This is a genomic window from Pseudomonas sp. GW822-FHT03F08 (genome assembly GCF_058801265.1).
In genome coordinates this window covers 200,635-226,657 of sequence record NZ_JBXANC010000007.1, presented here as the reverse complement: position 1 = coordinate 226,657, position 26,023 = coordinate 200,635, and the positions used below count along the sequence as shown (strand labels likewise).

The window sequence follows — 26,023 nt, the reverse complement described above, 5'->3', positions numbered from 1 at the left end:
CTCATTTCTCCATCGGCGTGGCTTCGCGGCCGCGCAGCACGATGTCCCAGCGATAAGCGAGGGCGTAGGACGGAATGGTTTTTTCCAGATCGAAAGCGGCGATCAGGCGTTCCTTGGCCGAGGTGTCCGGCACGCAGTTGTAGATCGGGTCATACGGCAGCAATGGGTCGCCGGGGAAATACATTTGCGTGACCAGACGCGTCAGGATGCTCGGCCCGAACAGCGAGAAATGCACGTGCGCCGGGCGCCAGGCGTTGTGGTGGTTGCCCCACGGATAGGCGCCGGGCTTGATGGTCTGGAACTGATACCAGCCGTCGGCGTCGGTCACGGTGCGGCCGGTGCCGGTGAAATTCGGGTCCAGCGGTGCGTCGTGCAGATCACGGGCGTGGTTGTAGCGACCGGCGGCGTTGGCCTGCCAGATCTCCACCAGAATCCCCGGCACCGGCAGACCGTCTTCATCGAGTACACGGCCGTGAATGATAATCCGCTCACCAAGGGGCTCGCCCTGATGCTGGGCAGTCAGATCGTTGTCGGTGTCGGCCACACGCTCGGCGCCGATGGTCGGGCCGGTGATTTCCGACAGCGAATGCGGCAGGAACACCAACGGCTTGGACGGCGAGCGCAAATTGGTGGATTGATAATTCGGGTGCAGGTACGGCGGCTGGGTGCCTTCCTGCGGGCGGCGGTAACCAGGCTTGTCAGTCATTTCGCTTTCCTCTGTTCTTGTTCGTCACGGCTTGCGTCAGACGCGTTCGATGGCCAGGGCCAGACCCTGGCCGACACCGATGCACATGGTCGCCAGACCTTTCTTGCCACCGGTCTTTTCCAGCTGATGCAGGGCGGTCAGCACCAGGCGCGCGCCGCTCATGCCCAGCGGATGACCGAGGGCAATCGCGCCGCCGTTCGGGTTGACTTGGGCCGCGTCGTCCGCCAGTCCCAGTTCGCGTAATACCGCCAGACCTTGGCTGGCAAACGCTTCGTTGAGTTCGATCACATCGAAATCGCTAACTGCCACGCCAAGACGCTCGGTGAGTTTGCGCACCGCCGGCACCGGGCCGATGCCCATCACCCGTGGCGCGACCCCGGCACTGGCCATGCCCAGCACTTTGGCCCGAGCGGTCAAACCGTGTTTTTTCACAGCTTCAGCCGAAGCCAGAATCAGCGCGGCGGCACCGTCGTTGACGCCCGAAGCGTTGCCGGCGGTGACGGTCTTGTCCGGGCCGTTGACCGGCTTCAGTTTGGTCAGGGCTTCAATCGTGGTGTCGGCGCGAGGGTGTTCGTCCTGGCTGACCACGGTTTCACCCTTCTTGTGGGCGATCCGCACTTCGACGATTTCCTCGGCGAAGTAGCCGGCAGCCTGGGCGGCGGCCGTCCGTTGCTGACTGCGCAAGGCGAAAGCGTCCTGATCCTCGCGCGACACTTCATAGTCGTCGGCGACGTTGTCGGCGGTCTGCGGCATTGCGTCGACGCCGTACTGCGCCTTCATCAACGGGTTGATGAAACGCCAGCCGATGGTGGTGTCTTCCAGTTTCATGTTGCGCGAAAACGCCGCGTCAGCCTTGCCCATCACGAACGGCGCGCGGGACATCGACTCGACACCGCCGGCAATCGCCAGCTCCATTTCGCCACTGGCGATGGCGCGGAACGCCGTGCCGATCGCGTCCATGCCCGACGCGCAGAGACGATTGAGGGTGACACCCGGAACGCTGTCCGGCAGACCGGCCAGCAGTAGCGCCATGCGCGCCACGTTGCGGTTGTCTTCGCCGGCCTGGTTGGCGCAGCCGAGGAATACTTCGTCGATGGCGCTCCAGTCCACCGACGGGTTGCGCTCCATCAGGGCCTTGATCGGCACGGCGGCCAGGTCGTCGGCGCGAACAGCCGCCAGACCGCCACCGAAACGACCGATGGGGGTACGAATCGCATCGCAGATATAAACGTCGCGCATCATGCTTCTCCCGGTGCCTGGCCGTGGGCCGCCGCGGTACGCGCTTCGAGATCACGCAGGGCGGTCAGCTCGACCTCGGTGGGTTCGGCGCTGGTGGCAACGCTGTCGGCAAAACGGATCGCCCAACCGGTGGCGGCGACCACTTGCTCGCGGGTCACGCCCGGGTGCAGTGCGGTGACCACGAATTCGTGGGTGCCCTCTTCCGGCTCCATGATGCACAGGTCAGTGATGATCCCGACCGGGCCGGCGCCCGGCAGGCCCAGACGTTTGCGCGAATCGCCGCCCTCGCCATGGCCGACCGAGGTAATGAAATCGAGCTTGTCGACAAACGAACGCGCCGACTGTTTGAGGATGATCAGCACGCTTTTCGCGGAGCCGGCGATCTCCGGCGCGCCACCGGCACCCGGCAAGCGCACTTTCGGCTGGTGATAGTCGCCAACCACGGTGGTGTTGATGTTGCCGAAACGGTCGACCTGCGCTGCGCCGAGAAAACCGACGTCGATGCGTCCGCCCTGCAACCAATAGCGAAAAATCTCACCGGTCGGTACGACGGTGTCGGCGGTTTCCGCCAGTTCGCCGTCACCGATCGACAGCGGTAATACGCTGGGTTTGGCGCCAATCGGGCCGGACTCGTAGATCAGCACCACGTCCGGCGAAGAGGTCAGGCGCGCCAGGTTGGCGGCTTTCGACGGCAGGCCGATGCCGACGAAGCACACCGAGCCGTTCTTCAGGCGACGGGCCGCGGCGACGGTCATCATTTCATTGGTGGTGTAAGTCATTACTTGGCCTCCGAAGCAGCGGCCAATTTGGCCTGGAACTCACTGAAGTCAGCGCAGCCATGGATGTATTCGTTGATCCACGCGGTAAACGTCTCACGGTCGCGGGCGATCGGGTCCCACGCCTGATAGAAGCGGTTGTCACGCTCGGTGTAACCGTGGGCGTAGGACGGATGCGCGCCACCGGGCACATGGCAGACCGCGCTCAGGGCCCAGGTCGGCAGCACACAGGCGTTCATCGGCGCGTTGAGGTTGTCGACGATTTCTTCGACGGTGACGATGCAACGCTTGGCGGCCAGCGCGGCTTCTTTTTGCACACCGAGGATGCCCCACAGCAACACGTTGCCCTGACGGTCGGCTTTCTGGGCGTGGATCACCGTCACGTCCGGGCGCACCGACGGCACCGCCGCCAGCACTTCGCCGGTGAACGGGCACGTTACGGATTTGATCAACGGGTTGACCTTCGGCAGGTCAGAACCGGCGTAGGCCCGCAGCACCGCAAACGGTAGGCCGGAGGCGCCGGCGACGTAGGCATTGGCCAGGTCGGCGTGGCTGTGTTCTTCGATTTCCAGCGCGTGTGGCCATTGTTTCTCGACCGCGTCGCGCAGACGGTGCAGCGAACCCACGCCAGGGTTGCCGCCCCAGGAGAAAATCAGCTTGCGTGCACAGCCGGCGCCGATCAGTTGGTCGTAGATCAGGTCAGGCGTCATCCGCACCAGGGTCAGATCTTTCTTGCCCTGACGAATGATTTCATGACCTGCCGCCGTAGGGATCAGGTGAGTGAAGCCTTCGAGCGCGACGGTGTCGCCGTCGTTGACGAATTGCTTCACCGCGTCGTGCAGCGAAAGGATCTCAGCCATGGAGCGGGCTCCCGTTTTTGTAGTGGATCGCCAGTGATAAAAAGGCGCGAGGTTGTGCGCCGGAGTCACTGAAGATTAAGCCGCTGATTTTCGCCAAACAATCCGATAATCGACTGAGTGTTCGTTTATCGAACGGATTGTTATCAACCTAATGATCGCCCCGAGTCCGGGGCGATCGACCTCGATATCAGGTCGCGTCCGCGTGACTGACCAGGCCCTTGATCACCACCGCTGCCGTGGCCAGCCCCGCCGGGATCACCAGCGCTGTCAGCACCTGTTCGAAATTCCAGCCCAGGCCCAGCAGGGTCGCGCCCATCCACGCCCCGAGAATCGCACCGAAGCGGCCGATCCCGAGCATCCACGAGACACCGGTCGCCCGGCCTTGAGTCGGGTAAAACCGCGCTGCCAGCGACGGCATCGCCGATTGCGCGCCGTTGACGCACATGCCCGCCACCAGCACCAGCGTCGCCAGCAGCGTGATGTTGCCCAGGCTCTGCCCGACCGCGTAGGCAAACACCCCTGCCAGCAGGTAGAAAATGCCGATGACCTTGTGCGGATTGAAGCGGTCCATCGCCCAGCCTACGCCGACCGCGCTCAACACCCCGCCGAACTGGAACAACGCGCCGATGAACGCCGCCTGCTCCATGCTCGCGCCGCTGTCGCGCATCAGGGTCGGCAGCCAACTGGTCAGCAGGTACACGATCACCAACCCCATGAAGTAGGTCAGCCACAGCAACAGCGTGCCGGTGCTGTAGGTGCCGGAGAAAATCACCGCGAATACGTTGCGTGCCTTGACGGTTTTCTGTTCCGGCACGCTGAAACTCGCCGCCTGGGCGACGGTGGCCGGGTCGATCGGTGCGAGGGTCTTGCGGACTTTGTCGGTACCGCGATTACGCACCACCAGGTAACGCGCCGACTCCGGCAGCCAGACCAGCAACACCACGGCGAGGATCAGCGGCAGAATCCCGCCGATCAGCAACAAACTGTGCCAGCCGAACGCCGGAATCAGCTTGGCCGAGATGAACCCGCCGCCGGCCATTCCGAGGTTGAAACCGCAGAACATGCTGGTCACCAGCAGCGACTTTTTGCGCTCCGGGGTGTATTCCGACAGCAGCGTGGTGGCGTTCGGCATGCCGGCACCCAGTCCCAGACCGGTGAGGAAACGCAGCACCAGCAATTGCTCGACGTTGGTGGCGTAGGCCGACGCCAGGCTGAAAGCACCGAACAGAAAGACCGCACCGACCAGTACGACCTTTCGCCCGAAGCGGTCAGCCAACGGCCCGGAGCCCAGTGCGCCGAAGACCATGCCGATCAACGCGGCGCTCATCACCGGGCCGAGGCTGGCGCGGTCGATGCCCCAGTCCTGGGACAGGGCCGGTGCGATAAACCCCATGGCCGCGGTGTCGAGGCCATCGAGGAACACAATCAGAAAACACAGAATCACCACGCGCCACTGATAGCGCGAGATCGGTTGGGCGTTGATGAAGGACTGCACGTCGAGGCAGTTACCCACAGCGGACTGAGGCTGGTTCATTATTTTTATTCCACGCAAAAAACGCAGTCGAACGGCGACCGGCCAAAGACTGGCACGGACACAAGCATATAAGGGGGGAATCAGGCGTTGCGCTAAAACCGGCAACAGGAACGGGAGCGGCGACAGTCGGGGAACGTGCGCATGGGATGTTGCCTCTTGTCATTATTATGGGAGTCGACGATCCGGCGGGCTCATTCACAACAGCGCCGGATGACGCTGCCGCGACATTAATGATCCGGGGGTTTTAGCGTCAATTCGATAAACGCAACTCTGTGCGTTTATCGAACAGCTTCATCAGGCGAACAACTGCGCGCTGAGGTCGCGGCTGGCACTCAACAGGCCCGGCAGAAAGCGCTGTTCCAGTTCGGTACGGCTGACGCGACCGGCGTGGGTGCTGACGTTGAGCGCGGCCACCACCTGGCCGGAGGCGTCATACACCGGCACCGCAATCGAACGCAGGCCTTGCTCCAGCTCCTGATCGACGATGCACCAGCCCTGCTGCCGCACTTCCTGCAAACACTCGAGCAAGGTGTCGGGGGTGTGGAGCGTGCGGCTGGTCTTGGCCACCAGTTCGGCGTGGTCGAGGTATTCGCGCAACGACGTGTCGTCCAGCGCCGCCAGCAGAATCCGCCCCATGGACGTGCAATACGCCGGCAGACGCCCGCCCACCGACAGGTCTACCGAAATCAGGCGCTGGGTGGTGGCCGAACGCGCGATGTAGAGAATGTCGTCACCTTCCAGCGTGGCCATGTTGCAGGCCTCGTGAAGCTGCTCGCTCATGCGGTCGAGGTAAGGCTGGGCGGAAACCGCCAGCGGCGTCGAAGACAGATAGGCGTGACCGAGGGTCAGCACTTTGGGCAGCAACGAATAAGTACGGCCGTCGGTGGTGGCGTAGCCGAGCTTGATCAGCGTATGCAGGCAACGGCGCACGGCGGCACGGGGAATTTCCGTACGGTGGCTGATCTGGGCGATGGTCAAGTGACGCTTGCGTTCCTGAAACGCCTGGACCACCGCCAGGCCACGGGCCAGAGAGGTCATGAAGTCCGGATCGCCGGTCAGGGCCTGGATGCGTTTGGCCGGTGAAGCAACGATCGGCGGCGCCACCGACGTAAAGGAATTGCGCATTTGATCGTTCATGTCAGGTCCTTTTTCCTGTACGGATCGACGGCTATACAAGCGGCTCGCAGACAGATGCACAAGCGCCAGATCGCCAACACCGGGCGATTATCGAACCGTCGACCGATAATCGCAACGATCCCTGCACCCCGGCGGGAATCGCTCACGACCGTTTTAAACTCGGTATCACCTCATGCACCCGGCGCCTTAGTTGTTCGGCTAAATGGCGCCAGAAACACAACACCCGACAACAACGATGCAACTATGGGTAAAAGTTGCGAGTCACAAAACAATCACACATCCGGAACCGTTTTTAACTTGGCAAAGATAGTCAATCCCGAATCGGCCGCTATAATGCACCTCAGTGGCGCCGCACTTTTATTTGCCGTCGACGCCATTCGCTGAGGCGATGTCCATTGCCTTCAGCCCCGGCCAGCGCCTGATGATCATCACCCATGCACCGCCAGCGCGCTCGCTGAAACAGGAAACTGATGCTGCGTCAGTTTTAATCTGGTGCCGTAGCCGCCTGTAACATGGAAGTCTTGACCGCCCTGCCGATAACACCGCTGCCTGTTCAGGCCGTGGCTTGTTGGCGAACCGGTTCAATCGATTCGTTGCAGTGCGTTTCACCAGACATTTATCTCAACTCATACAGGTAGCACTGTGACGAAAGACGAACTGCGCGCGGAACTTGAGCGCCAGGAACAACGTTACAAGGAAGTTTACGGCGGGGAAGTCACCACCTACGCCGCCCAGCCCGAACCGGAACGCAAAGCCTGGCGTAAACGCCCCACCGTTCAGGATCAGGTCTTCCAGCAAGAACTGAAAAAAATGGAAGAGGAACTCAAAGCCGAAGAGCCTTGACGCCTTCCTTTGAGACTTTCGAGGGTAAGCGTACTCACCGGGTTACAAGCACGGTGGACTGACGATGCCTTGCGCGCCCGCTACCCGCGGGCAGCGGCCAACTCCCCTGTATTGCACAGGTTTGGAGCATGTCAGACACGTTTCTCAGATATTTCATACACGCTTCTGCCCCCTCTCGCACACCGGCCAATCCGCCGACGCTTCGCATTTTTTCCAATTGAATCAACACCTTGCAAAACCCTGTAAAAAGCTTGGGTAATGCACCTTGATACAAATTAATTTGGCGAAGAAGGTTACCGATGAGCAGGTAGGGGATCGATTTCCAGTCTTTTCTGGCATAATCGCGCCCCCTTATGACCGGGTCAGAAAACCTTCATGATCGATTTATTCAGCGGACTGGATGCCTGGGTGCTTGTGAGCCTCCTGCTCGCCCTGACATTTGTCCTCGCCTTCGAGTTCATCAATGGATTTCATGACACCGCTAACGCGGTAGCCACTGTTATCTACACCAAAGCGATGCCGCCTCACCTGGCGGTGTTCTTCTCGGGCGTGTTCAACTTCCTCGGCGTATTGCTGGGCGGTGTCGGCGTGGCGTATGCCATCGTCCACTTGCTGCCGGTAGAACTGCTGATCAATGTGAACACCGGCCATGGTCTGGCAATGGTGTTCTCGCTGCTCGCCGCCGCCATCGCCTGGAACCTGGGCACCTGGTACTTCGGTATCCCGGCCTCCAGTTCCCACACCCTGATCGGTTCGATCCTCGGTGTCGGCCTGGCCAACGCCCTGATCAACGAGATTCCACTGGCCGACGGCGTCAACTGGCAGAAAGCGATCGACATCGGCGCTTCGCTGGTGTTCTCGCCGATGGCCGGTTTCCTGATCGCCGCGCTGATCCTGATCGGCCTGAAATGGTGGCGCCCGCTGTCGAAAATGCACAAGACGCCTGAACAGCGCCGCAAGATCGACGACAAGAAGCACCCACCGTTCTGGAACCGTCTGGTCCTGGTGATCTCGGCCATGGCCGTGAGCTTCGTGCACGGCTCCAACGACGGCCAGAAAGGCATCGGCCTGATCATGCTGGTACTGATCGGTATCGTGCCTGCGCAGTTCGTACTCGACCTGAACAGCACCACTTACCAGATCGAACGTACTCGCGATGCGACCCTGCACCTGAGCCAGTTCTACAAGCGCAACGCCGATACCCTGGGCGAGTTCCTGGCGCTGGGCAAAAGCGTGGAAGGCGACCTGCCGGAGAAATTCCGTTGCAACCCGCAACAGACCGAACCGACCATCAACGCCCTGCTCGATACCCTCAAAGGTGTGGCGGACTACCACTCGCTGTCGTCGGAAAGCCGCATCGAAGTGCGTCGCTACCTGCTCTGTCTGGACGACACCGCGAAGAAAGTCAGCAAACTGCCAGGCCTCGCCGCTCGTGAAAAAGCCGACCTGGATAAACTGCGCAAAGACCTGACCACCACCACCGAATACGCCCCGTTCTGGGTGATTCTGGCGGTCGCCCTGGCCCTGGGCCTGGGCACCATGGTTGGCTGGAAACGTGTGGTACTGACCATCGGCGAGAAGATCGGCAAGCAAGGCATGACCTACTCGCAAGGCATGTCGGCCCAGATCACCACCGCCAGCCTGATCGGCCTGGCCAACATCTTCAGCCTGCCGGTGTCCACCACCCACGTCCTCTCCTCGGGCGTGGCCGGCACCATGGTCGCCAACAAAAGCGGCCTGCAAGGCGGCACGGTGAAAACCATCCTGCTGGCCTGGGTCCTGACCCTGCCGGCCACCGTGGCCCTGTCGGCTGGTTTGTTCTGGCTGGCGTCGAAGGCGCTGGGTAGCTGATAGATCGTGGTAATGAAAAAGGCGTGATTCGAGAGGATCACGCCTTTTTTGTTGGCTTCAGAAATGGGACACGGAGCGTCCCGGGCTGCACTCCCACGCAGAGCGTGGGAACGATCAGCATCCCGCGCTTGCCTTTGCTTCCACCACTCAACACGATGAGCGTTAGCTCGAGTAAAGCTTTTGACGTGCCGGCCCCTTCGGCAGGCTGAGTGGAGGGATTTATCCGGGGGTGGGCGCGTAGCGCCGTTCGACGGAGTCGAACACATCGAGAGGAGGTGCAGCGAAGCAAACCGGAGGCGATGCCCCCGGATGAATCCCGGAGCGAAGGAACGCCGAGCCTCAGCGAGGTGCCGAACGCCGGGGCCCAGCGTTTTGGTTACTTTGGGGCGTTTGCCAAAGTGACTCGCCGTAAGGGCGAAACCGCCAGCGGCAACACCCGCAGAAACGGATATTCACAAAAAACACCCACAACATGGTCGGCCCAGAGGCCGCCAAGAAGACAAAAAAAAAGGGGCAACCGAAGTCGCCCCAAAATGCCTTGCGTGCTCATCAAATCCAGAAAGACCCAATCTTACTTCTTGCGCTTATTCGCATCTTTCCAGATAAAAAATCCAAACCCTGCAAAAAACAGAACCATCAGGCCCACGGTCAGGACCCCGGCAAACACCACGTTATCGAAAAACATGACTGGCCTCCTGGCCCCTGCTCTGCTGCGATGGAACTAAGTTAACCAATCAGGCAGGCGCAGGAATTGACCGGGATCAATGCCGGTCAACACGCGGGAGAAAGGAGGGGGAATAACTGACCTGCATCAACGGATGCAGGGGAGATCAACGCTTTTTCGGTTTGTTTTTCGACTTTTTCTTCGGTTTGCCCAACGGCATGGCCTGCTCGAACGCCTGTCGCACTTCATTCAGGCGCTTCTCGTTGAGGTCATGAACCCGCTTGGCGCGTTCGGTGCTGAGGTCGATCAGTTTGTCGTCTTGGCTCATGGCGTTCGGTGCATCGCTTGGACTGAATCACAACTGCCGGATCACCGACAGGACTGCGCCAATAATGCGGCCTCGCGCCGGCGCTGACCAGCCATCGGCGCAGGCGCTATACAACAAATCGTGTACCGGCCAGCGCTTTTGCCCGCACACTCTGCGCTTTGCACTGTTCCGAGGATGTCTGCCGTGCCCTTGCATCAGGATCTGCCGCCGCTGATGGCCCTGCGCGCCTTCGAGGCCGTGGCCCGTCACTTGAGCTTCATCAAGGCTGCCGACGAACTGTCGGTGACGCAAAGTGCGATCAGCCATCAGGTGCACAAACTCGAGGAGTTCCTCGATCAGCCGCTGTTCGTGCGCCGCACCCGCGCGATCGACCTGACGCCGGCCGGCGAACAATACTATCGACAGATCGAGCCCGCCCTCGCCGCGATTGCCTCCGCCACCCACGACTTGCGCGGCGAGCGCCCCGCCACCCTGCGCATCGGCCTACTGGCTTCCTTCGCCACCTTGTGGCTGGCGCCGCGCCTGGCGGACTTCAACGCCAAATACCCGAACATCCACGTCGAACTGCTGCCCGCCGTGCAACTGGCCGATGTCGACGGCGGCGAGGTGGACCTGGCAATCCGCTACGGCAAGGGCGGCTGGCCGAAAGTCCAGGCACGCCGGTTCATGACGGAAACCCTGACGCCGGTGTGCAGCCCGGCCTTCAAGACCCGCGGCGTGCAAAACGGCCCGCTGCTGATGGCCAAGTCGCACCAGCCGTTCGAATGGATCGACTGGCAGCAACACAGCGGTATCGTCCTGGCGCAAGTGCCCAGCGTCATGCTCCACGACTACAACATCGTGGTAGAAGCGGCGGTGGCCGGCCAGGGCATCGCCATGGGTCGCCAATGCCTGATTGATCGTCGACTCAAGGAAGGCGCACTGGTGCCAGCCTTCGACACTCCGCCAATGTCCGGCGAAATCGGCTATTGGCTGGTCACTCCGGAGCGCCCGCCAAGCCCGGCGGCACAGGCGTTCAGCCAATGGCTGGAGCAAATCGTCGACGCATGAGTTTTTTGGATACGTCGAATCAAATCTATCCGTTTGTCGCCCACCCTCCTGCACCAACATGCTGGAGTCCTCATTCAGGAGGACTCCACATGACCGACTCAATCAAACAACGCGTCCAGCAACTCGGCCTGCAACTGCCTGCACCAAGCCAGCCGGTGGCCAACTACGTCAGCCACGTGATCAGTCAGAATCAGTTGTACATCGCCGGGCAGATTCCCATGCTCGATGGCAAACCTGCGTTTCTCGGGCGCCTCGGCGAAGCGATCTCCGACGAAGAAGGGGTCAACGCCGCCGAACTTGCCGCATTAGGCCTGCTGGCTCAGCTGAGCGATGCCTTGGGCGATGACCTGTCAAAACTGGTGCGGATCATCCGGCTCGGCGCGTTTATCGCCAGCACCCCGGACTTCCCGCGCCAAGGCGTGATCGCCAACGGCGCCTCGAACCTGCTGGTCAACGTCCTCGGCGACAAGGGCCGCCATGTGCGCACCGCCGTCGGGGTGTCGAGCCTGCCGGCCGGCGTGGCGGTGGAAGTCGACGCGATCTTCGAGCTCAAGCCGTGAACGTCGACGAAGTCCTGCGCCTGCGCGACGCCACGCCCGGCTGCGCGCAGGTGATCCATTTCAATCACGCCGGGGCCTCACTGCCGAGTCAGGCGACCCTCGACGCGGTGATCGGGCAACTGCAACGCGAAGCGCTCGGCGGGCCGATGGAGACGGCGGACATACAAGTGCAGGAACGCGCGCGCAGTGCCGCAGCCGCCCTGCTCAACGCCCAACCCGAAGACATCGCCTTTGCCAGCAGCGGCTCGGCGGCCTGGAGTCAGGCATTCAATGCACTGGGGCCGTGGCACTCGGGCGAGCGGATTCTGGTCGGTCGCCATGAATGGGCCGGCAACCTGGCCTGCATGGCCGAAGCGGTGAAGGCCGGTGCGCGACTGGAAGTGATCCCTTGCGATGCCCGTGGCGCCGTCGATCCACAAGCTCTGGCGCAAATGATTGACCGCCATGTGCGCCTGATCGCCCTGACCTGGCTACCGGCCAATGGTGGCCTGATCAACCCGGCGACGCAGATCGGAGCGATAGCCCGACGTCACGGCATCCCCTATTTCATCGACGCCAGCCAGGCGCTGGGGCAATTGCCCTGTGACGTCCAGGCCTTGCAGTGCGACATGCTCAAGGGTGCGGGGCGCAAGTTCCTGCGCGGGCCGCGCGGTACGGCGTTGATGTACATCCGGCCAGAATTCCTGCAACGACTGTTGCCCGTGCAGCGCGACGTACTCTCGGCACCGTGGGATGGCCAGCGCTTTACCTTGCGCGACGACGCCCGCCGCTTTGAAACCAGTGAAGTGTCATTGGCGCTACTCGCCGGATTGGCCAATGCGCTGGAGGAACATGAGCGCATCGGAGCAACGGCAATCCGAAAGCGGATCGTTGAGCTGAGCCAACCACTGCGCCGGCGTATGAAGGAGATTCCCGGGCTGACACCGCTAGATCTGGGGTCCGCCAACGAACAATCCGGACTGATCGCCTTCACGCTGGAAGGCTGGGATTGCGTGGCGCTGAAGCAGGCGCTGGCCGAACGGCGAATCAATATCGGCGCCAATGGCGTGGCCTACACGCCGCTGGACATGCAGGCGCGCGGGCTGAACTCGATTGCGAGGGTGTCGGTAAGTTATCTGAATACCGCAGAAGAAATCGAAATATTGCTGACGAATCTGGCTGAACTGGCCGCGCAGCCTCAGATCTCGATGTCGACCCACAAGCCCTGACGCGGCTGGTCTTCCATCAGCGGCACTACCGGCACGGTGTTGTCGGCATTGAGTTCGGTGCCCGGTACGGCGAGGTGCGCTTCGGGGTCGTCGTCGGCTTCACGGCGACGACGATCACGCTCCTGCTGGCGGCGCTGCTCTTCGCGCAGCAGATAACCGTCTTCTTCCGGATCGCGCTTTTGCAGGTCGATTGTGCTTTCGTTGGAGCTTTCCTGCACCGGCACCACCGGAGGAATGTCCGGCCGCTGGCGGATCGGGTCCTGCTGGGAAGTGATCGGCACGGCGCTCAAGGGGAGCATCGGTGGCAGCATATGAAGGGTCTCCTGTCAGCAGGCTATCGGCTGCGGCATCGGCGCCTTGAGCCATCGGTCGCAAACTTGTGACCGGATCGGCACTCGGTTGTGCCGCAATCGCTCGTAAAACCGACGCATGACCTAATCTTCCTTCAGTTGGCCGTCGGCATTTAATAGCCGCACGCGACGCCTAATCCTTTGGCCTCAGGGCCTCATTCCGTTAAGATAGCCCGCTTTTTCAAGGTGGGAGTCAGGCAGCATGGCGCAGCAGTATCAACCGGGGCAACGCTGGATCAGTGACAGCGAAGCAGAGCTTGGTTTAGGCACCGTTCTGGCACAGGACGGCCGCTTGTTGACCGTGCTTTACCCGGCCACTGGCGAAACCCGCCAGTACGCGCTAAGGAATGCGCCCCTGACCCGCGTGCGATTCTCGCCGGGCGATTCCATTACCCACTTCGAAGGCTGGAAGATGACCGTGCGCGAAGTCGAGGATGCCGATGGCCTGCTCGTCTATCACGGTCTGAACGCCGAGAACGAAGCCGTCACCCTGCCGGAAACCCAGCTGTCGAACTTCATTCAGTTCCGTCTGGCCAGCGACCGTCTGTTCGCCGGCCAGATCGACCCGCTGTCGTGGTTCTCCCTGCGCTACCACACCCTGGAACACACCAGCCGCCAGTTGCAGTCTGCGCTGTGGGGCCTGGGTGGCGTGCGTGCACAGCCAATCGCTCACCAGTTGCACATTGCCCGTGAAGTCGCCGACCGCATCGCGCCACGGGTACTGCTGGCGGACGAAGTGGGTCTGGGCAAGACCATCGAAGCCGGTCTGGTGATCCATCGCCAACTGCTGTCGGGTCGCGCCAGTCGCGTGCTGATCCTGGTGCCGGAAAACCTCCAGCACCAGTGGCTGGTGGAAATGCGCCGCCGCTTCAACCTTGAGGTCGCGCTGTTCGACGAAGAACGCTTCATCGAAAGCGATGCCGTCAACCCGTTCGAAGACACCCAGCTTGCCCTCGTGGCGCTGGAGTGGCTGGTCGACGACGAAAAGGCCCAGGACGCCCTGTTCGCTGCCGGCTGGGATCTGCTGGTCGTCGACGAAGCACACCACCTGGTCTGGCACGAAGAAAAAGTCAGCCCGGAATACTCGCTGGTCGAACAACTGGCTGAAGTCATTCCCGGCGTGCTGCTGCTCACCGCCACCCCGGAACAACTCGGCCAGGACAGCCACTTCGCCCGTCTGCGCCTGCTCGACCCGAACCGTTTCCATGACCTGGCAGCCTTCCGCGCCGAAAGCGAGAACTATCGCCCGGTGGCCGAAGCCGTTCAGGAGCTTCTGGACAAGGGGCGCCTGTCGCCTGCCGCACACAAGACCATCCACGGTTTCCTCGGCAACGAAGGTGAAGCCCTGTTGACCGCCGTCAACGATGGCGACACCGAAGCCAGCGCCCGCCTCGTGCGTGAACTGCTCGACCGTCACGGCACCGGCCGCGTGCTGTTTCGTAACACCCGCGCCGCCGTGCAGGGTTTCCCGGAGCGCAAACTGCACCCGTACCCGCTGCCATGCCCGGACGAATACCTCGAACTGCCACTGGGCGATCACGCCGAGCTGTACCCGGAAGTCAGCTTCCAGGCCCAGCCGGATGCCAGCGAAGAAGAACGCTGGTGGAAATTCGACCCGCGCGTCGAGTGGCTGATCGATCAGCTGAAAATGCTCAAGCGCACCAAGGTGCTGGTGATCTGCGCCCACGCCGAAACCGCGATGGACCTGGAAGACGCCCTGCGCGTACGTTCCGGCATCCCGGCCACGGTGTTCCATGAAGGCATGAACATCCTTGAGCGTGACCGCGCCGCCGCCTACTTCGCCGACGAAGAGTTTGGCGCACAGGTGCTGATCTGCTCGGAAATCGGCAGTGAAGGTCGCAACTTCCAGTTCGCCCACCACCTGGTGCTGTTCGATCTGCCGTCGCACCCGGACCTGCTGGAACAACGCATTGGTCGTCTGGACCGGATCGGCCAGAAACACATCATCGAACTGCACGTGCCGTACCTGGAAACCAGCCCGCAAGAGCGTCTGTTCCAGTGGTATCACGAAGCACTGAACGCGTTCCTCAACACCTGCCCGACCGGCAACGCCTTGCAGCATCAGTTCGGCCCGCGCCTGCTGCCGCTGCTGGAAGAGGCTGACGATGGCGAGTGGCAGACGCTGATCGACGAAGCACGCACCGAGCGTGAGCGTCTGGAAGCCGAGCTGCACACCGGTCGCGACCGTCTGCTGGAGTTGAACTCCGGCGGTGCCGGCGAAGGTGAAGCGCTGGTCGAGGACATCCTCGAGCAAGACGATCAGTTCGCCCTGCCGATCTACATGGAAACCCTGTTCGACGCGTTCGGCATCGACAGCGAAGATCATTCGGAAAACGCCCTGATCCTCAAGCCGAGCGAGAAGATGCTCGATGCCAGCTTCCCGCTGGGCGACGACGAAGGCGTGACCATCACCTACGACCGCAACCAGGCGCTGTCGCGTGAAGACATGCAGTTCATCACCTGGGAACACCCAATGGTGCAGGGCGGCATGGATCTGGTGCTGTCCGGTTCGATGGGCAACACCGCCGTCGCGCTGATCAAGAACAAGGCACTCAAGCCGGGCACTGTCCTGCTGGAACTGCTGTACGTCAGCGAAGTGGTGGCTCCGCGCGCCCTGCAACTGGGCCGCTACCTGCCACCGGCCGCCCTGCGCTGCCTGCTCGATGCCAATGGCAACGACCTGTCGGCCCGTGTGGCGTTCGAAACCCTGAACGATCAACTGGAAAGCGTGCCACGCGCCAGCGCCAACAAGTTCATCCAGGCCCAGCGCGATCAGCTGACGCCACGGATCAACGCCGGTGAAGAAAAGATCACCCCGCGTCACGCCGAGCGCGTGGCCGAGGCCCGCCGTCGTCTGGCGGCCGACACCGACGAAGAACTGGCACGCCTGACCGCGTTGCAAGCGGTCAACCCGACCGTGCGCGACAGCGAACTGGTTGCCCTGCGCAAACAGCGCGAGCAAGGCCTGGCCATGCTCGACAAGGCGGCGCTGCGACTGGAAGCGATCCGGGTGCTGGTAGCGGGTTAAACCGCCCTGCTCCTCCGCCACACATGAAAAGGCCCGCAGCGATGCGGGCCTTTTTGTTTGTCTGAAAATTGCGGCGATTACGCAGTCACCACAGCGCCCTCAGACTCAACCACCGCCACCAAGCCCTCCTTCATCCGCTTCGCATCCCGCACAAAACACCGCGCCGCCAGAAACAGAAACACCATGGTCAGGAACAGTGCCACCGGGATCAGGTACATCGCGTCATGCAGGCCGACCGCCTTGAACGCCTCGGTCATCTGCTCGGCGCCCGCCGAAATCATGGCCGACTTGGCGAAGTGATCGGACAAACCACCGACCACCACCGGCCCCAGACCACCGCCCAGCAAATACAACCCGGCAAAGAACAGCGCCATCGCCGTGGCCCGCAGGCGCGGTTCGACCACGTCCTGAATCGCCGTGTAGACGCAGGTGTAGAAGTTATAGGCAAACAGCCAGCCGACACTGAACAGCGCGACAAACACACCGATCTCGATCCGCCCGGCGTGCAGTGCCCAAGCGGTGCACACGGTGGAAATGTTCAGGCTGAACGCCGCAAACAGCAGCCGCCCGTTAGCCACGCGCTGATGGATCTTGTCGGCGATCCAGCCGCCGAGCGTCAGACCGATCAGTCCGGTCACGCCGACGATCAGCCCCGTGGCCACTGCCGCTTCCTGCAACGGCATCAGAAAATAGCGCTGGAGCATCGGCACCAAAAACGAGTTACAAGCATAGGTGGCGAAGTTGAAGCACAACCCGGCCATCACCAGCCACAGAAAAGTCGGCACCGCGAGAATCCGGCGGACCGGCTTGTCGACTTTCTCCTGCGACACTTGCACGGTCTCCGCCGCGCCGCGCTTGGGTTCCTTGATGAAAAACATGAACACCGCCAGCAGCAACCCCGGCACGGCAGCAATAAAGAACGGCGCACGCCAGCTGTCGAACGCCTTGACCATCGCGCCGATGGTGAAAAACGCCAGCAGCAGCCCCAACGGCAAGCCCAGCATGAAGATGCCCATGGCCCGCGCGCGACGGTGCGCCGGGAACAGGTCGCCGATCAGCGAGTTGGCGGCGGGCGCGTAACTGGCCTCACCGATGCCGATGCCCATGCGCACCAGCAGGAAACTCCAGAAACTGCCGACCAGGCCGTTGACCGCCGTCAACGCGCTCCAGGTCGCCAGCCCCCAGCCCATCAGCTTGCTGCGCGAGCCGGTGTCGGCCATGCGCCCCAGCGGCAGGCCGGCAATGGCATAGACGATAGTGAACGCGGTGCCGACGATCCCCAGCTGAAAGTCGCTGAGGTGCCATTCCATGCGGATCGGCTCGATGATGATCGCGGGGATGGTGCGATCGAAGAAATTGAACAGGTTGGCGAGGAACAGCAGGAACAGAATGCGCCAGGCATTCGCCGCTTGGGTCGAGTTCTGCATGGGTCCGTCTCTTTTATTGTTATAGGGCTTCACTGCCGACGCATCCGAGCCCGGAACCTGCAATCTAGTCACGCTCGTCGGGACTGTCTGTGATCATTCGTCAGCCTGATGACGGGCCATGGCCGTGTAACGAAACGTAAGCCCTTGAAATGCTTCGAATCCCCCGAAAACCGGGGGTTTTGCGGAAAAATCCGGCAATGAAAAAATACTTTCACGCCCCCCTTCCCAACGCCGTGGCAAAGCCTAGAATGGCCGCCGGATCCGTCCGGATCCTGCCGATCAATCCCTTTGATGCCCCCCTAATGTCCGAAGTCAGTCCGTGTCTGAGTTGCGGTGCCTGCTGTTCCCATTTTCGTGTTTCATTTTTCTGGGGGGAATGCGCATCCTCCGGCGGGACCGTACCCGACGAACTGGTCACCCAAATCACGCCCAGCCGGGTCGCGATGATCGGTACCGACCGCAAAGCGCCGCGCTGCACCGCGCTGGAAGGCGAAGTCGGAAAATCGGTGGCCTGCACGATCTACGACAAGCGTTCCAGCCCCTGCCGCGAGTTCGAGGCGTCGTGGGAAAACGGCGAGCAGAACACCGACTGCGACAAGGCGCGTGCCCGTTTTGGCCTGCCGCCATTGCAACCGCACTGGAACGAAGTCGCCTGAGCTACCGAGCGTACGAGGCTTAGCGCCAATCGCTATGACGCTCATGCCAAAATCATTAGAGCCAATGTGCCACCACCGCTTGCGCCCCGAAATCGGCCTCTATACTGCATTCATTCGCCTGCGTTGATGACGCAGTAAGGAAGCACTCAGAGACGGGGCATGCTATGGAGTGGCTTGGTTTGCAGTTTGTTGCCGAGCTGCCGGAGAGCGGGCAGGTCATTCTCAATTGCACACACAATCCCTTGCTGGTGCTGATCGCCTATCTGGTGGCCTGCGCCGCAAGCTTCGCTACCCTCGACATGGCGGAACGCGTCGGCCATGCCGAAGATCCCGGATCACGCAGGATCTGGCGCTGGATCGGGGCCACCTGCCTGGCCGGTGGCATCTGGGCCATGCATTTCATCAGCATGCTGGCGTTCCAGACGCCGATCGACATCCAGTACGATCAGTCCATCACCCTGTTTTCCCTGCTGATCGCCGTGCTGGCCTCCTGGCTGGCCATGCACACGCTGAGCGAGCCACAGCCCAGTCTGCTGCAATACCTCAAGACCGCCATCGTCATCGGCTTGGGCATCGCCGGCATGCACTACGTCGGCATGGCCGCCATGCAATCGGCGGCCACGGCCTACTACGACCCGACCCTGTTCGGACTGTCGATCCTGATTGCAATCGGTGCCAGTTTCGCCGCCCTGTGGGTGGCCGGGAATTTGCGTGAAGGCAGCGGCCTGCACAACCAGATGCTCAAATACGTGGCCACACTGATTCTCGGGGCCGGCATCATCAGCATGCACTTTACCGGCATGGCGGCCTTGCATCTGGTCCTCCCGGAGGGGAGCATTCCCACACTGAAGGTCGACTCCAGCCATCTGCAACTGGGGCTCACCGTCGCCTTTATCACCCTGCTGATCCTCGGCAGCGCCATCAGCGCCGCACTGGCCGACAAGAAACTGCAGAACAAGGAACAGGACCTGCGCCGGGTCAACATGTTGCTCAGCCAGCTCGATCAGGCGCGGATGTCGCTGCAGCAGGCGGCCAATTACGACGCCCTGACCAACCTGATCAACCGTCGCGGTTTCAACCAGCTCTTCGCTGAAAAGCTCAGCCAGAAATCCACCGAGGGCGGCATGCTCGCGGTGATGTTTCTCGACATCGATCACTTCAAACGCATCAACGACAGCCTCGGCCATGATGCCGGCGACGAACTGCTCAAAGTCATCGCCCAACACATCAAAGGTTCGGTGCGCGGTCATGAAGACGTGGTCGCCCGTTTCGGCGGCGACGAATTCTGCATCCTGATCGGCCTGCGCGACCGAGAAGAAGCCCGCAACCTGGCCCAGCGCATCATGCTCAAGATGAAGGAGCCGATCGAACTGGCCGGCCGGCGCATGGTGATGACCACCAGCATCGGCATCAGCCTGTTTCCCGAAGACGGCACCACCTGTGATGAACTGCTCAAGCACGCGGACCTGGCGCTGTATCAATCCAAAGGTGCTGGACGCAACGGCGTGCACTTTTTCGATTCCAACCTGAAAAACCGCGCAAGCCTGGAGCTGCAACTGGAAGAAGAACTGCGTCTTGCCCTGCGCGAAGAGAACGGGCTGATGCTGTATTACCAGCCGATCTTCGAACTGAAGACCGGCAAGGTCACCAAGCTTGAAGCGCTGATTCGCTGGCAGCACCCGGTGCACGGCCTGCTGACCCCGGATCGCTTTATCGCCATCGCCGAAAACAATGGCCTGATCGCCGAACTGGACAACTGGGTGTTGCGCAAGGCCTGTGAAGACCTTGGCGAATTGTCGCGCCATGGCTGTGATGACCTGAAGATCGCCTGGAACTGCTCACCGCTGAATCTGGCCCGGGAAGAACTGGCCAATGAAATCGAACACGCCTTGCGCAGCGCCGGCGTTTCCCCCGAACGGCTGGAGCTGGAGGTGACCGAGAACGCCCTGATGGGCAACATCGCCAACACGCTGGTGCTGTTGCGGCAGATCCGCGCCCTGGGCGTGTCGTTGTCGATCGATGATTTCGGCACCGGTTATTCGTCGCTGGCCTACCTCAAGCGACTGCCGCTCAACACACTGAAAGTCGACCGCTCATTTATCCTCGATATTCCCAAAGCCACCGCCGACATGGAAATCGTCCAGGCGATCATCGTCATGGCCCACACCCTGCACTTGCAGGTGGTCACCGAAGGCGTGGAAAGCCTGGAGCAATACGAATTCCTCGAACGTTCGGGCTGCGACTTCATTCAGGGCTACCTGCTCAGCCGTCCGGTGCCGCTGGACGAACTGCGCCCGGTCCTGGAAGAGATCAATCAGCGCAAACACTCCCACGCGGTCAATCCGCTGACGCTGGCTCGCGGTACATTTTCACCAGTGTTGATGGATCTTTCGCCAAAAAGCCCTGCGCCCCATGCAGGCGCATCAGTTGTGCGGCCAATCCGCTGATCGGCGTGGCCGAGCCCACTTCGCGAGAAAACTTCACCGCCGTGTCGAGATCCTTGAGCAGCGTACGCACGTGCCATTTCACCGGTTCGAAACGGCTTTCGGCCATTTGCGGGGCGAGGATCTGCAGCGGCTTCGAATCGGCGAAACCACCGGCCAGTGCCTCGGCGATCAGACTGGCGTCGACCCCGGACTGCTCGGCCAGCGCGACCACTTCGGCAATCACCAGCGCATTGCACGCGACGATCATCTGGTTGCAGGCCTTGGTCACCTGGCCGGCGCCGACGCCGCCCATGTACGTGACGCGCTGACCGAGGGCGAGCAACACCGGGCGTACACGTTCAAGATCCGCGGCATCACCGCCCACCATGATTGCCAGACTGCCAGCCTCGGCCCCGACCACGCCGCCGGACACCGGTGAATCGAGCCACGTCATGCCAGTCCTGTCGGCCAACTCAGCCGCCATCTCGCGAGTCGCCGTCGGTTCCAGGCTGGAAAAATCCACCAGCAACTGACCGCGCTTCGCCCCTTCGGCGACACCGACCGGGCCAAACACCACCTCACGCACCACCGCCGTGTCAGCCAGGCACAGCATCACCACATCGGCGTGCCGACACAGCTCGGCGGGCGTCGCCACCTGCCGGGCACCGGCCTCGACCAGCGGCGCGCATTTGTCCGGATTGCGGTTCCACACGGTCAGCGGATAACCCGCTGCCAGCAGACGCCGGCACATCGGCAGGCCCATCAGACCGATTCCGGCAAACCCCAACGAAGGTAGCGTTGACATCATTTAGCCTCCTTTTGATTAAAGATCGCCGAATAATGGCCGATCCATCATCAATCAGGAAAGGATTCCCCCGCGCGGCACTCAGGCCAGAACCCTGACGCACGGGCCAAATACGCGCAGTAAAAAGACGCGAGATTCCCATTCCGTGAGGCTCGACGACACCGGTCGCCGAACCAACCAGTCCAGGTATATGGCGCACAATGACTTCTAAAAACAATCCGGCCACTGCGGTATCCGATCTGACCCTGAGCCCAGCAGCGAACAGCCCTGCCCCGATGAAGCCATTGCCTCCTTCGCGCCCGTTGGGCACCCAGCAATACCTGTATTTCACCGAAACCAACACCGACCGCATCCTCGACAACCTCGATGGCCTGCGTGACCTGGTGTTCCCGCGCCCGCCGCACCTGGAAGGCGACAACGAGCAGCACAACGATCAGGAATTCCCGTCGGTGTGCCTGATCGGCCTCGGTCGCTGCGGCTCCAACATCGCCCTCGACGTGGCGGAGCTGGTGTACAACGCACGCAAGTTCTACCTCAACGAATTCAACAACGAAGATCGCGCGGCTGACCGGCGTCTGGCGACCGACAAAGGCTACAGCCCGGCCCAGTGGATCAAGCAGAACCTGCGGATCGGCCCGAACAAGTCGACCAAACCGGTGTTCCTGGTCGAGCCGCTGGTGATGCTCGGCGACCTGGACAAAGACATTGCCGGACGCATCCGTTTCTCGCGCAAGGGCGAAAAGAGCGGCTTCCTGCGCGACTACAGCAAAATGAAGATCATGGACTTGTCCGAAGTCCACGCCGGCGGCGCCGGTAACGCGCCAATCCTCGGCCAGTACCTGGCGAAGATCATCCTGAACAAGGACACCCAGCGCTTCTCCAGCCCTGACTGGAAAATGATCCACTCGTACCTGATCGACAGCTGCGGCATCAAGGCCAACCAGTCGCGCCTGTATTTCTCGATCTTCAGTGCCGGCGGCGGTACCGGTTCGGGCATGGCCTCGGAATTCGGCCTGGCCCAGCAACACTCGTACATGAACAAGACGTTCGACACCAAGCCGATGGACGAACATGACGGCAAGAGCGGTCATTCGTTCGTGTTCGAGCCGATCTTCACCAGCGGCATCTGCGTGCTGCCGAACATTTCCGACCACCGCAGCGAAATGTCCGAGGCGCTGCACATCAACGCCGGTCGCCTGCTGTGCAAATACCTCTCGGAAGAATGGGATTTCTCGTACAACTTCGCCAACGAAGACAGCAGCGAAGCCAGCGTCATGGGCCGTATCCGCCCATGGAACGCGATGATGCTGATCTCCAACGACATCATGCGTTACGCCGAAGAAAGCGATGACGGCAACATCCAGAACATTGATGTCAATGCGATGGAGAAGCACGCCAACCAGTACATCTCGCAGCAGATCTTCAACATTCTGACGGCGCAGGCGGTCACGACCGACTACGACCAGAACTATTTCCGTCGTGCCGGTATCGACATCGGCGAGACCATTCGCCTGGACGCCAACGACCTGTTCATGAGTCTGGCCGGCCCGGTGGCGATTGCCTACGCAGAATCCGTGGTGCCGGAAACGCCGCCGCCGAGCAGCGACAAGTTCAAGGTGTTCGACAAAGAGCCACAGCGCCTGAACATCGACGACCTGTTCTTCCGTTCGATCGACCTGCCGCACTTCAACAAGGTCACCCAGGCCATCGAAGGCATCAGCCTGCTGCCGATCGAATCCAAGCGTTATCGCGCCTCGCTCGAGCAATACAAGAACTCCGGCTACGACGCCGCTGCGCTGCATGACCTGCACTTCTTCAAGAACTGCTCGTCGGTGGTCTCGATCGTTTCGCTGCCGAAAGACTACAAACTGTCGTACATGGACCTGAACCGGTTGAAGACCCACCTCAACAGCCTGTTCCCCAACACCACGCTCAAGCGTTACGCACTGGTGATCGGCGCCTCGGCGAACCTGTCGCTGACCACCCTGATCGCCAAGAGCCCGTGCCTGTCGGACGACTTCCTGACCCTGATCGTGGCGTTCATCAAGCGTTGCTTCGCGAAGAACCCGTACCGTTTCGACGAGACCCTGGACAACTCGATCCTCGACTTCATCATCAATGAAGAATTCGACGAAGACCGTATCGACGAATTGCTCAACGAATTCGAGAACCCGGCGAAGATCCTCGATACCAACTGGTACGCGATCAAGCCGATGTACGAGAAGAAGTACCGCGAGCTGATCAACGACAAAGAGAAGTTTGTCTCGATCAACGACATCCGCCTGTCGCGCGATTGCGTGAAGAAGTCGATCAAGTACCTGCGCGAGATCTACCGTCACCGGATCGGCAAGACCAAGGTCATCTCGCTGAATAACCATACTGGCAAGACTTACTCGGTCTGATCGAAGACCGAGGCGACTCCATCGCGAGCTGGCTCGCGATGGAGTCCTCGAATTCCCCGATTTATTCAGCCTTTCCAACATCCAGAAACAATTAAGCAGCCGTTAGGCTGCTTACTAAACTGTGCCCGTTACGTTTACGTCACCGTTATGCCACCCCCGCTTGTGGCATTTCTCTACGGCAACGTGCCATCACGCTACTCGGCTACACACTTTTCCTCGGTGATCGCGCGCACCAACAAGGCGCACCACCTCAGGCGGACGCCCTTTCCTGGACCAGAATCCATGGCCGAACCACGACCGCCCACATCTGCGGATCACGTTCAAAAATATCCAGCGCCCGCGTTTCAGACAGCTTGGCGACTTTGTCTTCGGCCAGCCAGGCAGCGACTTTCTCGCCTTGATCCGATGCCACGGCCTCGGCCACGGCGATCAAATCCAGGTCAGCGTCGACCCACAATAGGGCACCCTGGGCGTAGAAGCGCTCCAGCTCCTTCCAGGTAATAGATGCGGTTTCACCAAGCAGCTTGGCATAGAGGGTGCTAGGTTCTTGATTCATGGGACTGTCCGGAAAAGAAATCGGCGCGAATGATAACGTCGGTGGTCCAGCAGAAAAACCCGGTAGCAAAAGGCTGTACCGAACGAAAAGAGCAGGAAGGCCAGGGAATGCTGATGATTGGGGTATAAGCCCTCTGAACGTCCCGCCGCAATTCTGTCTTTTTCTTTCATTAAAGCGACATCTCCAGAATTTGCCCCTGGGCGCCAGCTTCCCAGGCCAACAACCGGCGCTCTACACTGTACCGGTACAGTTGCCGGGGGCATTTCCGGACGATATCGCGATGATATCTGGCCCGGTTCTGCTGCTACGGCGTCAGGACTCTAAAAAAATACAACAGTAAGAGTGGAGCACTATGACTAAGGCTACTAAGCAGATTTCCAAACTGTTTGCCGCTATGGTACTGGCCGGGGTTGCCAGCCATTCGTTCGCAGCTGACACCATCAAGATCGGTATCGCCGGCCCTAAAACCGGCCCGGTAGCCCAGTACGGCGACATGCAGTTCAGTGGCGCCAAAATGGCCATCGAACAGATCAACGCCAAGGGCGGCGTCGACGGCAAGAAGCTCGAAGCCGTTGAATACGATGACGCTTGCGATCCGAAACAAGCGGTAGCCGTAGCGAACAAGGTCGTCAACGACGGCGTCAAGTTCGTGGTCGGTCACCTGTGCTCCAGCTCCACTCAGCCTGCTTCGGACGTTTACGAAGACGAAGGCGTGATCATGATCACCCCGGCTGCCACCAGCCCGGACATCACCAGCCGTGGTTACAAAATGGTGTTCCGCACCATCGGTCTGGACAGCGCCCAGGGCCCTGCCGCCGGCAACTACATTGCCGATCACGTGAAACCGAAAATCGTTGCTGTTCTGCACGACAAACAGCAATACGGTGAAGGCATCGCCACCGCCGTGAAGAAAACCCTGGAAGGCAAAGGCGTCAAGGTTGCCGTGTTCGAAGGCGTCAACGCCGGCGACAAAGACTTCTCCTCGATGATCTCCAAGCTCAAGCAAGCCAACGTCGACTTCGTCTACTACGGCGGCTACCACCCAGAGCTGGGCCTGATCCTGCGTCAGTCCCAGGAAAAAGGCCTGAAAGCCAAGTTCATGGGTCCGGAAGGCGTGGGTAACGACTCCATCTCGCAGATCGCCAAGGACGCGTCCGAAGGCCTGCTGGTGACCCTGCCGAAGTCCTTCGACCAGGATCCGGCCAACGTTGCTCTGGCTGATGCATTCAAGGCGAAGAAAGAAGACCCGAGCGGCCCGTTCGTGTTCCCTTCCTACTCGGCGGTTGAAGTGATTGCCGGCGGTATCGCCGCTGCCAAATCCGAAGACCCTGCGAAAGTGGCGGCTGCCATTCACGCCGGCACCTTCAAGACCCCGACCGGCGACCTGAGCTTCGATGCCAAGGGCGACCTGAAGGACTTCAAATTCGTGGTCTACGAGTGGCACTTCGGCAAACCTAAAACCGAAGTTTCGCCTCAGTAAGGCGCTGCCTGACTGACTGCCAATAAAGCCCACGGCGTGCCGTGGGCTTTGTTTTACGAATGTATTGGGCCGCGCTGGCGTGATCCGCCAGTCTCCCCACCTGAAAATCTCAAAAC

The 26,023-nt window shown here is 61.0% G+C and carries 22 protein-coding genes; 10 read left to right on the top strand and 12 right to left on the bottom strand.

Going from position 1 to position 26,023, the window contains the following annotated elements:
• Window position 1: 1 nt before the first annotated feature.
• The 6 genes from pcaH to pcaR all read right to left on the bottom strand — a co-directional run bounded on the left by pcaH (window position 2) and on the right by pcaR (window position 6,252).
• Window positions 2-706, bottom strand: a complete 705-nt coding sequence (gene pcaH / locus AC1RME_RS19310; protein WP_007957831.1) for a protocatechuate 3,4-dioxygenase subunit beta — start codon at window positions 704-706, stop codon at window positions 2-4.
• Window positions 707-742: 36 nt separating this feature from the next.
• Entirely contained in the window at window positions 743-1,948 is a 1,206-nt protein-coding gene (pcaF, locus tag AC1RME_RS19305; RefSeq protein WP_493091634.1) for a 3-oxoadipyl-CoA thiolase, read from the bottom strand.
• Complete coding sequence (locus AC1RME_RS19300) at window positions 1,945-2,724, bottom strand: CoA-transferase subunit beta (RefSeq protein ID WP_096819489.1); 780 nt, start codon at window positions 2,722-2,724, stop codon at window positions 1,945-1,947. Before AC1RME_RS19300 ends, pcaF begins: the two co-directional genes overlap by 4 nt.
• Entirely contained in the window at window positions 2,724-3,581 is an 858-nt protein-coding gene (locus AC1RME_RS19295; protein ID WP_003222404.1) for a CoA transferase subunit A, read from the bottom strand. The genes AC1RME_RS19300 and AC1RME_RS19295 overlap by 1 nt, the downstream gene beginning before the upstream one ends.
• 187 nt (window positions 3,582-3,768) lie before the next feature.
• Entirely contained in the window at window positions 3,769-5,115 is a 1,347-nt protein-coding gene (pcaK, locus tag AC1RME_RS19290; protein ID WP_096819490.1) for a 4-hydroxybenzoate transporter PcaK, read from the bottom strand.
• Window positions 5,116-5,409: 294 nt separating this feature from the next.
• Window positions 5,410-6,252 (bottom strand): pca regulon transcriptional regulator PcaR, encoded by an 843-nt coding sequence (pcaR, locus tag AC1RME_RS19285; RefSeq protein WP_096819491.1) that lies wholly within the window; start codon window positions 6,250-6,252, stop codon window positions 5,410-5,412.
• 642 nt (window positions 6,253-6,894) lie between these two features.
• Here pcaR and AC1RME_RS19280 point away from each other — a divergent pair.
• Window positions 6,895-7,095: a hypothetical protein gene (locus tag AC1RME_RS19280; protein ID WP_007957826.1), complete on the top strand. Its 201-nt coding sequence runs from the start codon at window positions 6,895-6,897 to the stop codon at window positions 7,093-7,095.
• A 375-nt stretch (window positions 7,096-7,470) separates the two neighbouring features.
• A complete protein-coding gene (locus AC1RME_RS19275; RefSeq protein ID WP_096819492.1) occupies window positions 7,471-8,946 on the top strand; it encodes an inorganic phosphate transporter in 1,476 nt (491 codons plus the stop codon).
• 571 nt (window positions 8,947-9,517) lie between these two features.
• On the opposite strand, the gene ccoM is transcribed toward AC1RME_RS19275, so the two are convergent.
• Together ccoM and AC1RME_RS19265 are read right to left on the bottom strand one after the other, a co-directional pair.
• Entirely contained in the window at window positions 9,518-9,631 is a 114-nt protein-coding gene (gene ccoM / locus AC1RME_RS19270; protein WP_003222396.1) for a cytochrome c oxidase subunit CcoM, read from the bottom strand.
• A 145-nt stretch (window positions 9,632-9,776) separates the two neighbouring features.
• Window positions 9,777-9,938 carry a hypothetical protein gene (locus AC1RME_RS19265; protein WP_096819493.1) on the bottom strand — a complete coding sequence of 54 codons (162 nt, stop codon included), beginning with the start codon at window positions 9,936-9,938 and terminating at the stop codon, window positions 9,777-9,779.
• 183 nt (window positions 9,939-10,121) lie between these two features.
• On the opposite strand from AC1RME_RS19265, the gene AC1RME_RS19260 reads away from it, so the two are divergent.
• From AC1RME_RS19260 to AC1RME_RS19250, 3 genes are all read left to right on the top strand, one after another.
• Window positions 10,122-10,988 carry a LysR substrate-binding domain-containing protein gene (locus AC1RME_RS19260; RefSeq protein ID WP_096819494.1) on the top strand — a complete coding sequence of 289 codons (867 nt, stop codon included), beginning with the start codon at window positions 10,122-10,124 and terminating at the stop codon, window positions 10,986-10,988.
• Window positions 10,989-11,077: 89 nt separating this feature from the next.
• Window positions 11,078-11,548, top strand: a complete 471-nt coding sequence (locus AC1RME_RS19255; RefSeq protein WP_096819495.1) for a RidA family protein — start codon at window positions 11,078-11,080, stop codon at window positions 11,546-11,548.
• Window positions 11,545-12,756 (top strand): aminotransferase class V-fold PLP-dependent enzyme, encoded by a 1,212-nt coding sequence (locus tag AC1RME_RS19250; RefSeq protein ID WP_493091633.1) that lies wholly within the window; start codon window positions 11,545-11,547, stop codon window positions 12,754-12,756. The genes AC1RME_RS19255 and AC1RME_RS19250 overlap by 4 nt, the downstream gene beginning before the upstream one ends.
• Here the strand turns inward: AC1RME_RS19250 and AC1RME_RS19245 are convergent.
• Window positions 12,726-13,067 (bottom strand): aspartate-semialdehyde dehydrogenase, encoded by a 342-nt coding sequence (locus AC1RME_RS19245; RefSeq protein ID WP_096819497.1) that lies wholly within the window; start codon window positions 13,065-13,067, stop codon window positions 12,726-12,728. The genes AC1RME_RS19250 and AC1RME_RS19245 overlap by 31 nt on opposite strands.
• A gap of 241 nt (window positions 13,068-13,308) precedes the next feature.
• Here AC1RME_RS19245 and rapA point away from each other — a divergent pair, with 241 nt between their 5' ends.
• The gene (gene rapA, locus AC1RME_RS19240) at window positions 13,309-16,155 is read left to right on the top strand and encodes an RNA polymerase-associated protein RapA (protein ID WP_096819498.1); all 2,847 of its coding nucleotides are present in this window, start codon (window positions 13,309-13,311) and stop codon (window positions 16,153-16,155) included.
• A 77-nt stretch (window positions 16,156-16,232) separates the two neighbouring features.
• Here rapA and AC1RME_RS19235 read toward each other — a convergent pair whose 3' ends face one another.
• Window positions 16,233-17,582 carry a spinster family MFS transporter gene (locus AC1RME_RS19235; RefSeq protein ID WP_493091632.1) on the bottom strand — a complete coding sequence of 450 codons (1,350 nt, stop codon included), beginning with the start codon at window positions 17,580-17,582 and terminating at the stop codon, window positions 16,233-16,235.
• A gap of 302 nt (window positions 17,583-17,884) precedes the next feature.
• Here AC1RME_RS19235 and AC1RME_RS19230 point away from each other — a divergent pair, with 302 nt between their 5' ends.
• Both AC1RME_RS19230 and AC1RME_RS19225 read left to right on the top strand, forming a co-directional pair.
• On the top strand, window positions 17,885-18,238 hold the full coding sequence (locus tag AC1RME_RS19230; protein WP_096819500.1) for a YkgJ family cysteine cluster protein: 354 nt from the start codon (window positions 17,885-17,887) through the stop codon (window positions 18,236-18,238).
• A 164-nt stretch (window positions 18,239-18,402) separates the two neighbouring features.
• Window positions 18,403-20,685 (top strand): putative bifunctional diguanylate cyclase/phosphodiesterase, encoded by a 2,283-nt coding sequence (locus AC1RME_RS19225; protein WP_096819501.1) that lies wholly within the window; start codon window positions 18,403-18,405, stop codon window positions 20,683-20,685.
• Here AC1RME_RS19225 and AC1RME_RS19220 read toward each other — a convergent pair.
• Window positions 20,576-21,472, bottom strand: a complete 897-nt coding sequence (locus tag AC1RME_RS19220) for an NAD(P)-dependent oxidoreductase (RefSeq protein WP_176504826.1) — start codon at window positions 21,470-21,472, stop codon at window positions 20,576-20,578. The genes AC1RME_RS19225 and AC1RME_RS19220 overlap by 110 nt on opposite strands.
• Before the next feature lie 197 nt (window positions 21,473-21,669).
• Between AC1RME_RS19220 and AC1RME_RS19215 the strand changes: the two genes are divergently transcribed.
• Entirely contained in the window at window positions 21,670-23,871 is a 2,202-nt protein-coding gene (locus AC1RME_RS19215) for a hypothetical protein (RefSeq protein ID WP_102621486.1), read from the top strand.
• Between the two features lie 250 nt (window positions 23,872-24,121).
• Here AC1RME_RS19215 and AC1RME_RS19210 read toward each other — a convergent pair whose 3' ends face one another.
• Window positions 24,122-24,427, bottom strand: coding sequence for a DUF2288 domain-containing protein (locus tag AC1RME_RS19210; protein WP_096819503.1), 306 nt, complete (start codon window positions 24,425-24,427; stop codon window positions 24,122-24,124).
• A 352-nt stretch (window positions 24,428-24,779) separates the two neighbouring features.
• Between AC1RME_RS19210 and AC1RME_RS19205 the strand changes: the two genes are divergently transcribed.
• A complete protein-coding gene (locus AC1RME_RS19205) occupies window positions 24,780-25,907 on the top strand; it encodes a branched-chain amino acid ABC transporter substrate-binding protein (RefSeq protein WP_096819504.1) in 1,128 nt (375 codons plus the stop codon).
• Window positions 25,908-26,023 lie beyond the last annotated feature (116 nt).

Excerpts from the sequence above, each read along its gene's own strand:
- pcaF (WP_493091634.1), bottom strand. The coding sequence starts at position 1,948 with ATGATGCGCGACGTTTATATCTGCGATGCGATTCGTACCCCCATCGGT.
- AC1RME_RS19275 (WP_096819492.1), top strand. The coding sequence starts at position 7,471 with ATGATCGATTTATTCAGCGGACTGGATGCCTGGGTGCTTGTGAGCCTC.
- AC1RME_RS19300 (WP_096819489.1), bottom strand. The coding sequence starts at position 2,724 with ATGACTTACACCACCAATGAAATGATGACCGTCGCCGCGGCCCGTCGC.
- AC1RME_RS19235 (WP_493091632.1), bottom strand. The coding sequence starts at position 17,582 with ATGCAGAACTCGACCCAAGCGGCGAATGCCTGGCGCATTCTGTTCCTG.
- AC1RME_RS19215 (WP_102621486.1), top strand. The coding sequence starts at position 21,670 with ATGACTTCTAAAAACAATCCGGCCACTGCGGTATCCGATCTGACCCTG.
- AC1RME_RS19255 (WP_096819495.1), top strand. The coding sequence starts at position 11,078 with ATGACCGACTCAATCAAACAACGCGTCCAGCAACTCGGCCTGCAACTG.
- ccoM (WP_003222396.1), bottom strand. The coding sequence starts at position 9,631 with ATGTTTTTCGATAACGTGGTGTTTGCCGGGGTCCTGACCGTGGGCCTG.
- AC1RME_RS19295 (WP_003222404.1), bottom strand. The coding sequence starts at position 3,581 with ATGGCTGAGATCCTTTCGCTGCACGACGCGGTGAAGCAATTCGTCAAC.
- rapA (WP_096819498.1), top strand. The coding sequence starts at position 13,309 with ATGGCGCAGCAGTATCAACCGGGGCAACGCTGGATCAGTGACAGCGAA.
- pcaR (WP_096819491.1), bottom strand. The coding sequence starts at position 6,252 with ATGAACGATCAAATGCGCAATTCCTTTACGTCGGTGGCGCCGCCGATC.
- AC1RME_RS19225 (WP_096819501.1), top strand. The coding sequence starts at position 18,403 with ATGGAGTGGCTTGGTTTGCAGTTTGTTGCCGAGCTGCCGGAGAGCGGG.
- AC1RME_RS19205 (WP_096819504.1), top strand. The coding sequence starts at position 24,780 with ATGACTAAGGCTACTAAGCAGATTTCCAAACTGTTTGCCGCTATGGTA.
- AC1RME_RS19265 (WP_096819493.1), bottom strand. The coding sequence starts at position 9,938 with ATGAGCCAAGACGACAAACTGATCGACCTCAGCACCGAACGCGCCAAG.
- pcaK (WP_096819490.1), bottom strand. The coding sequence starts at position 5,115 with ATGAACCAGCCTCAGTCCGCTGTGGGTAACTGCCTCGACGTGCAGTCC.
- AC1RME_RS19210 (WP_096819503.1), bottom strand. The coding sequence starts at position 24,427 with ATGAATCAAGAACCTAGCACCCTCTATGCCAAGCTGCTTGGTGAAACC.
- pcaH (WP_007957831.1), bottom strand. The coding sequence starts at position 706 with ATGACTGACAAGCCTGGTTACCGCCGCCCGCAGGAAGGCACCCAGCCG.
- AC1RME_RS19230 (WP_096819500.1), top strand. The coding sequence starts at position 17,885 with ATGTCCGAAGTCAGTCCGTGTCTGAGTTGCGGTGCCTGCTGTTCCCAT.
- AC1RME_RS19220 (WP_176504826.1), bottom strand. The coding sequence starts at position 21,472 with ATGATGTCAACGCTACCTTCGTTGGGGTTTGCCGGAATCGGTCTGATG.
- AC1RME_RS19245 (WP_096819497.1), bottom strand. The coding sequence starts at position 13,067 with ATGCTGCCACCGATGCTCCCCTTGAGCGCCGTGCCGATCACTTCCCAG.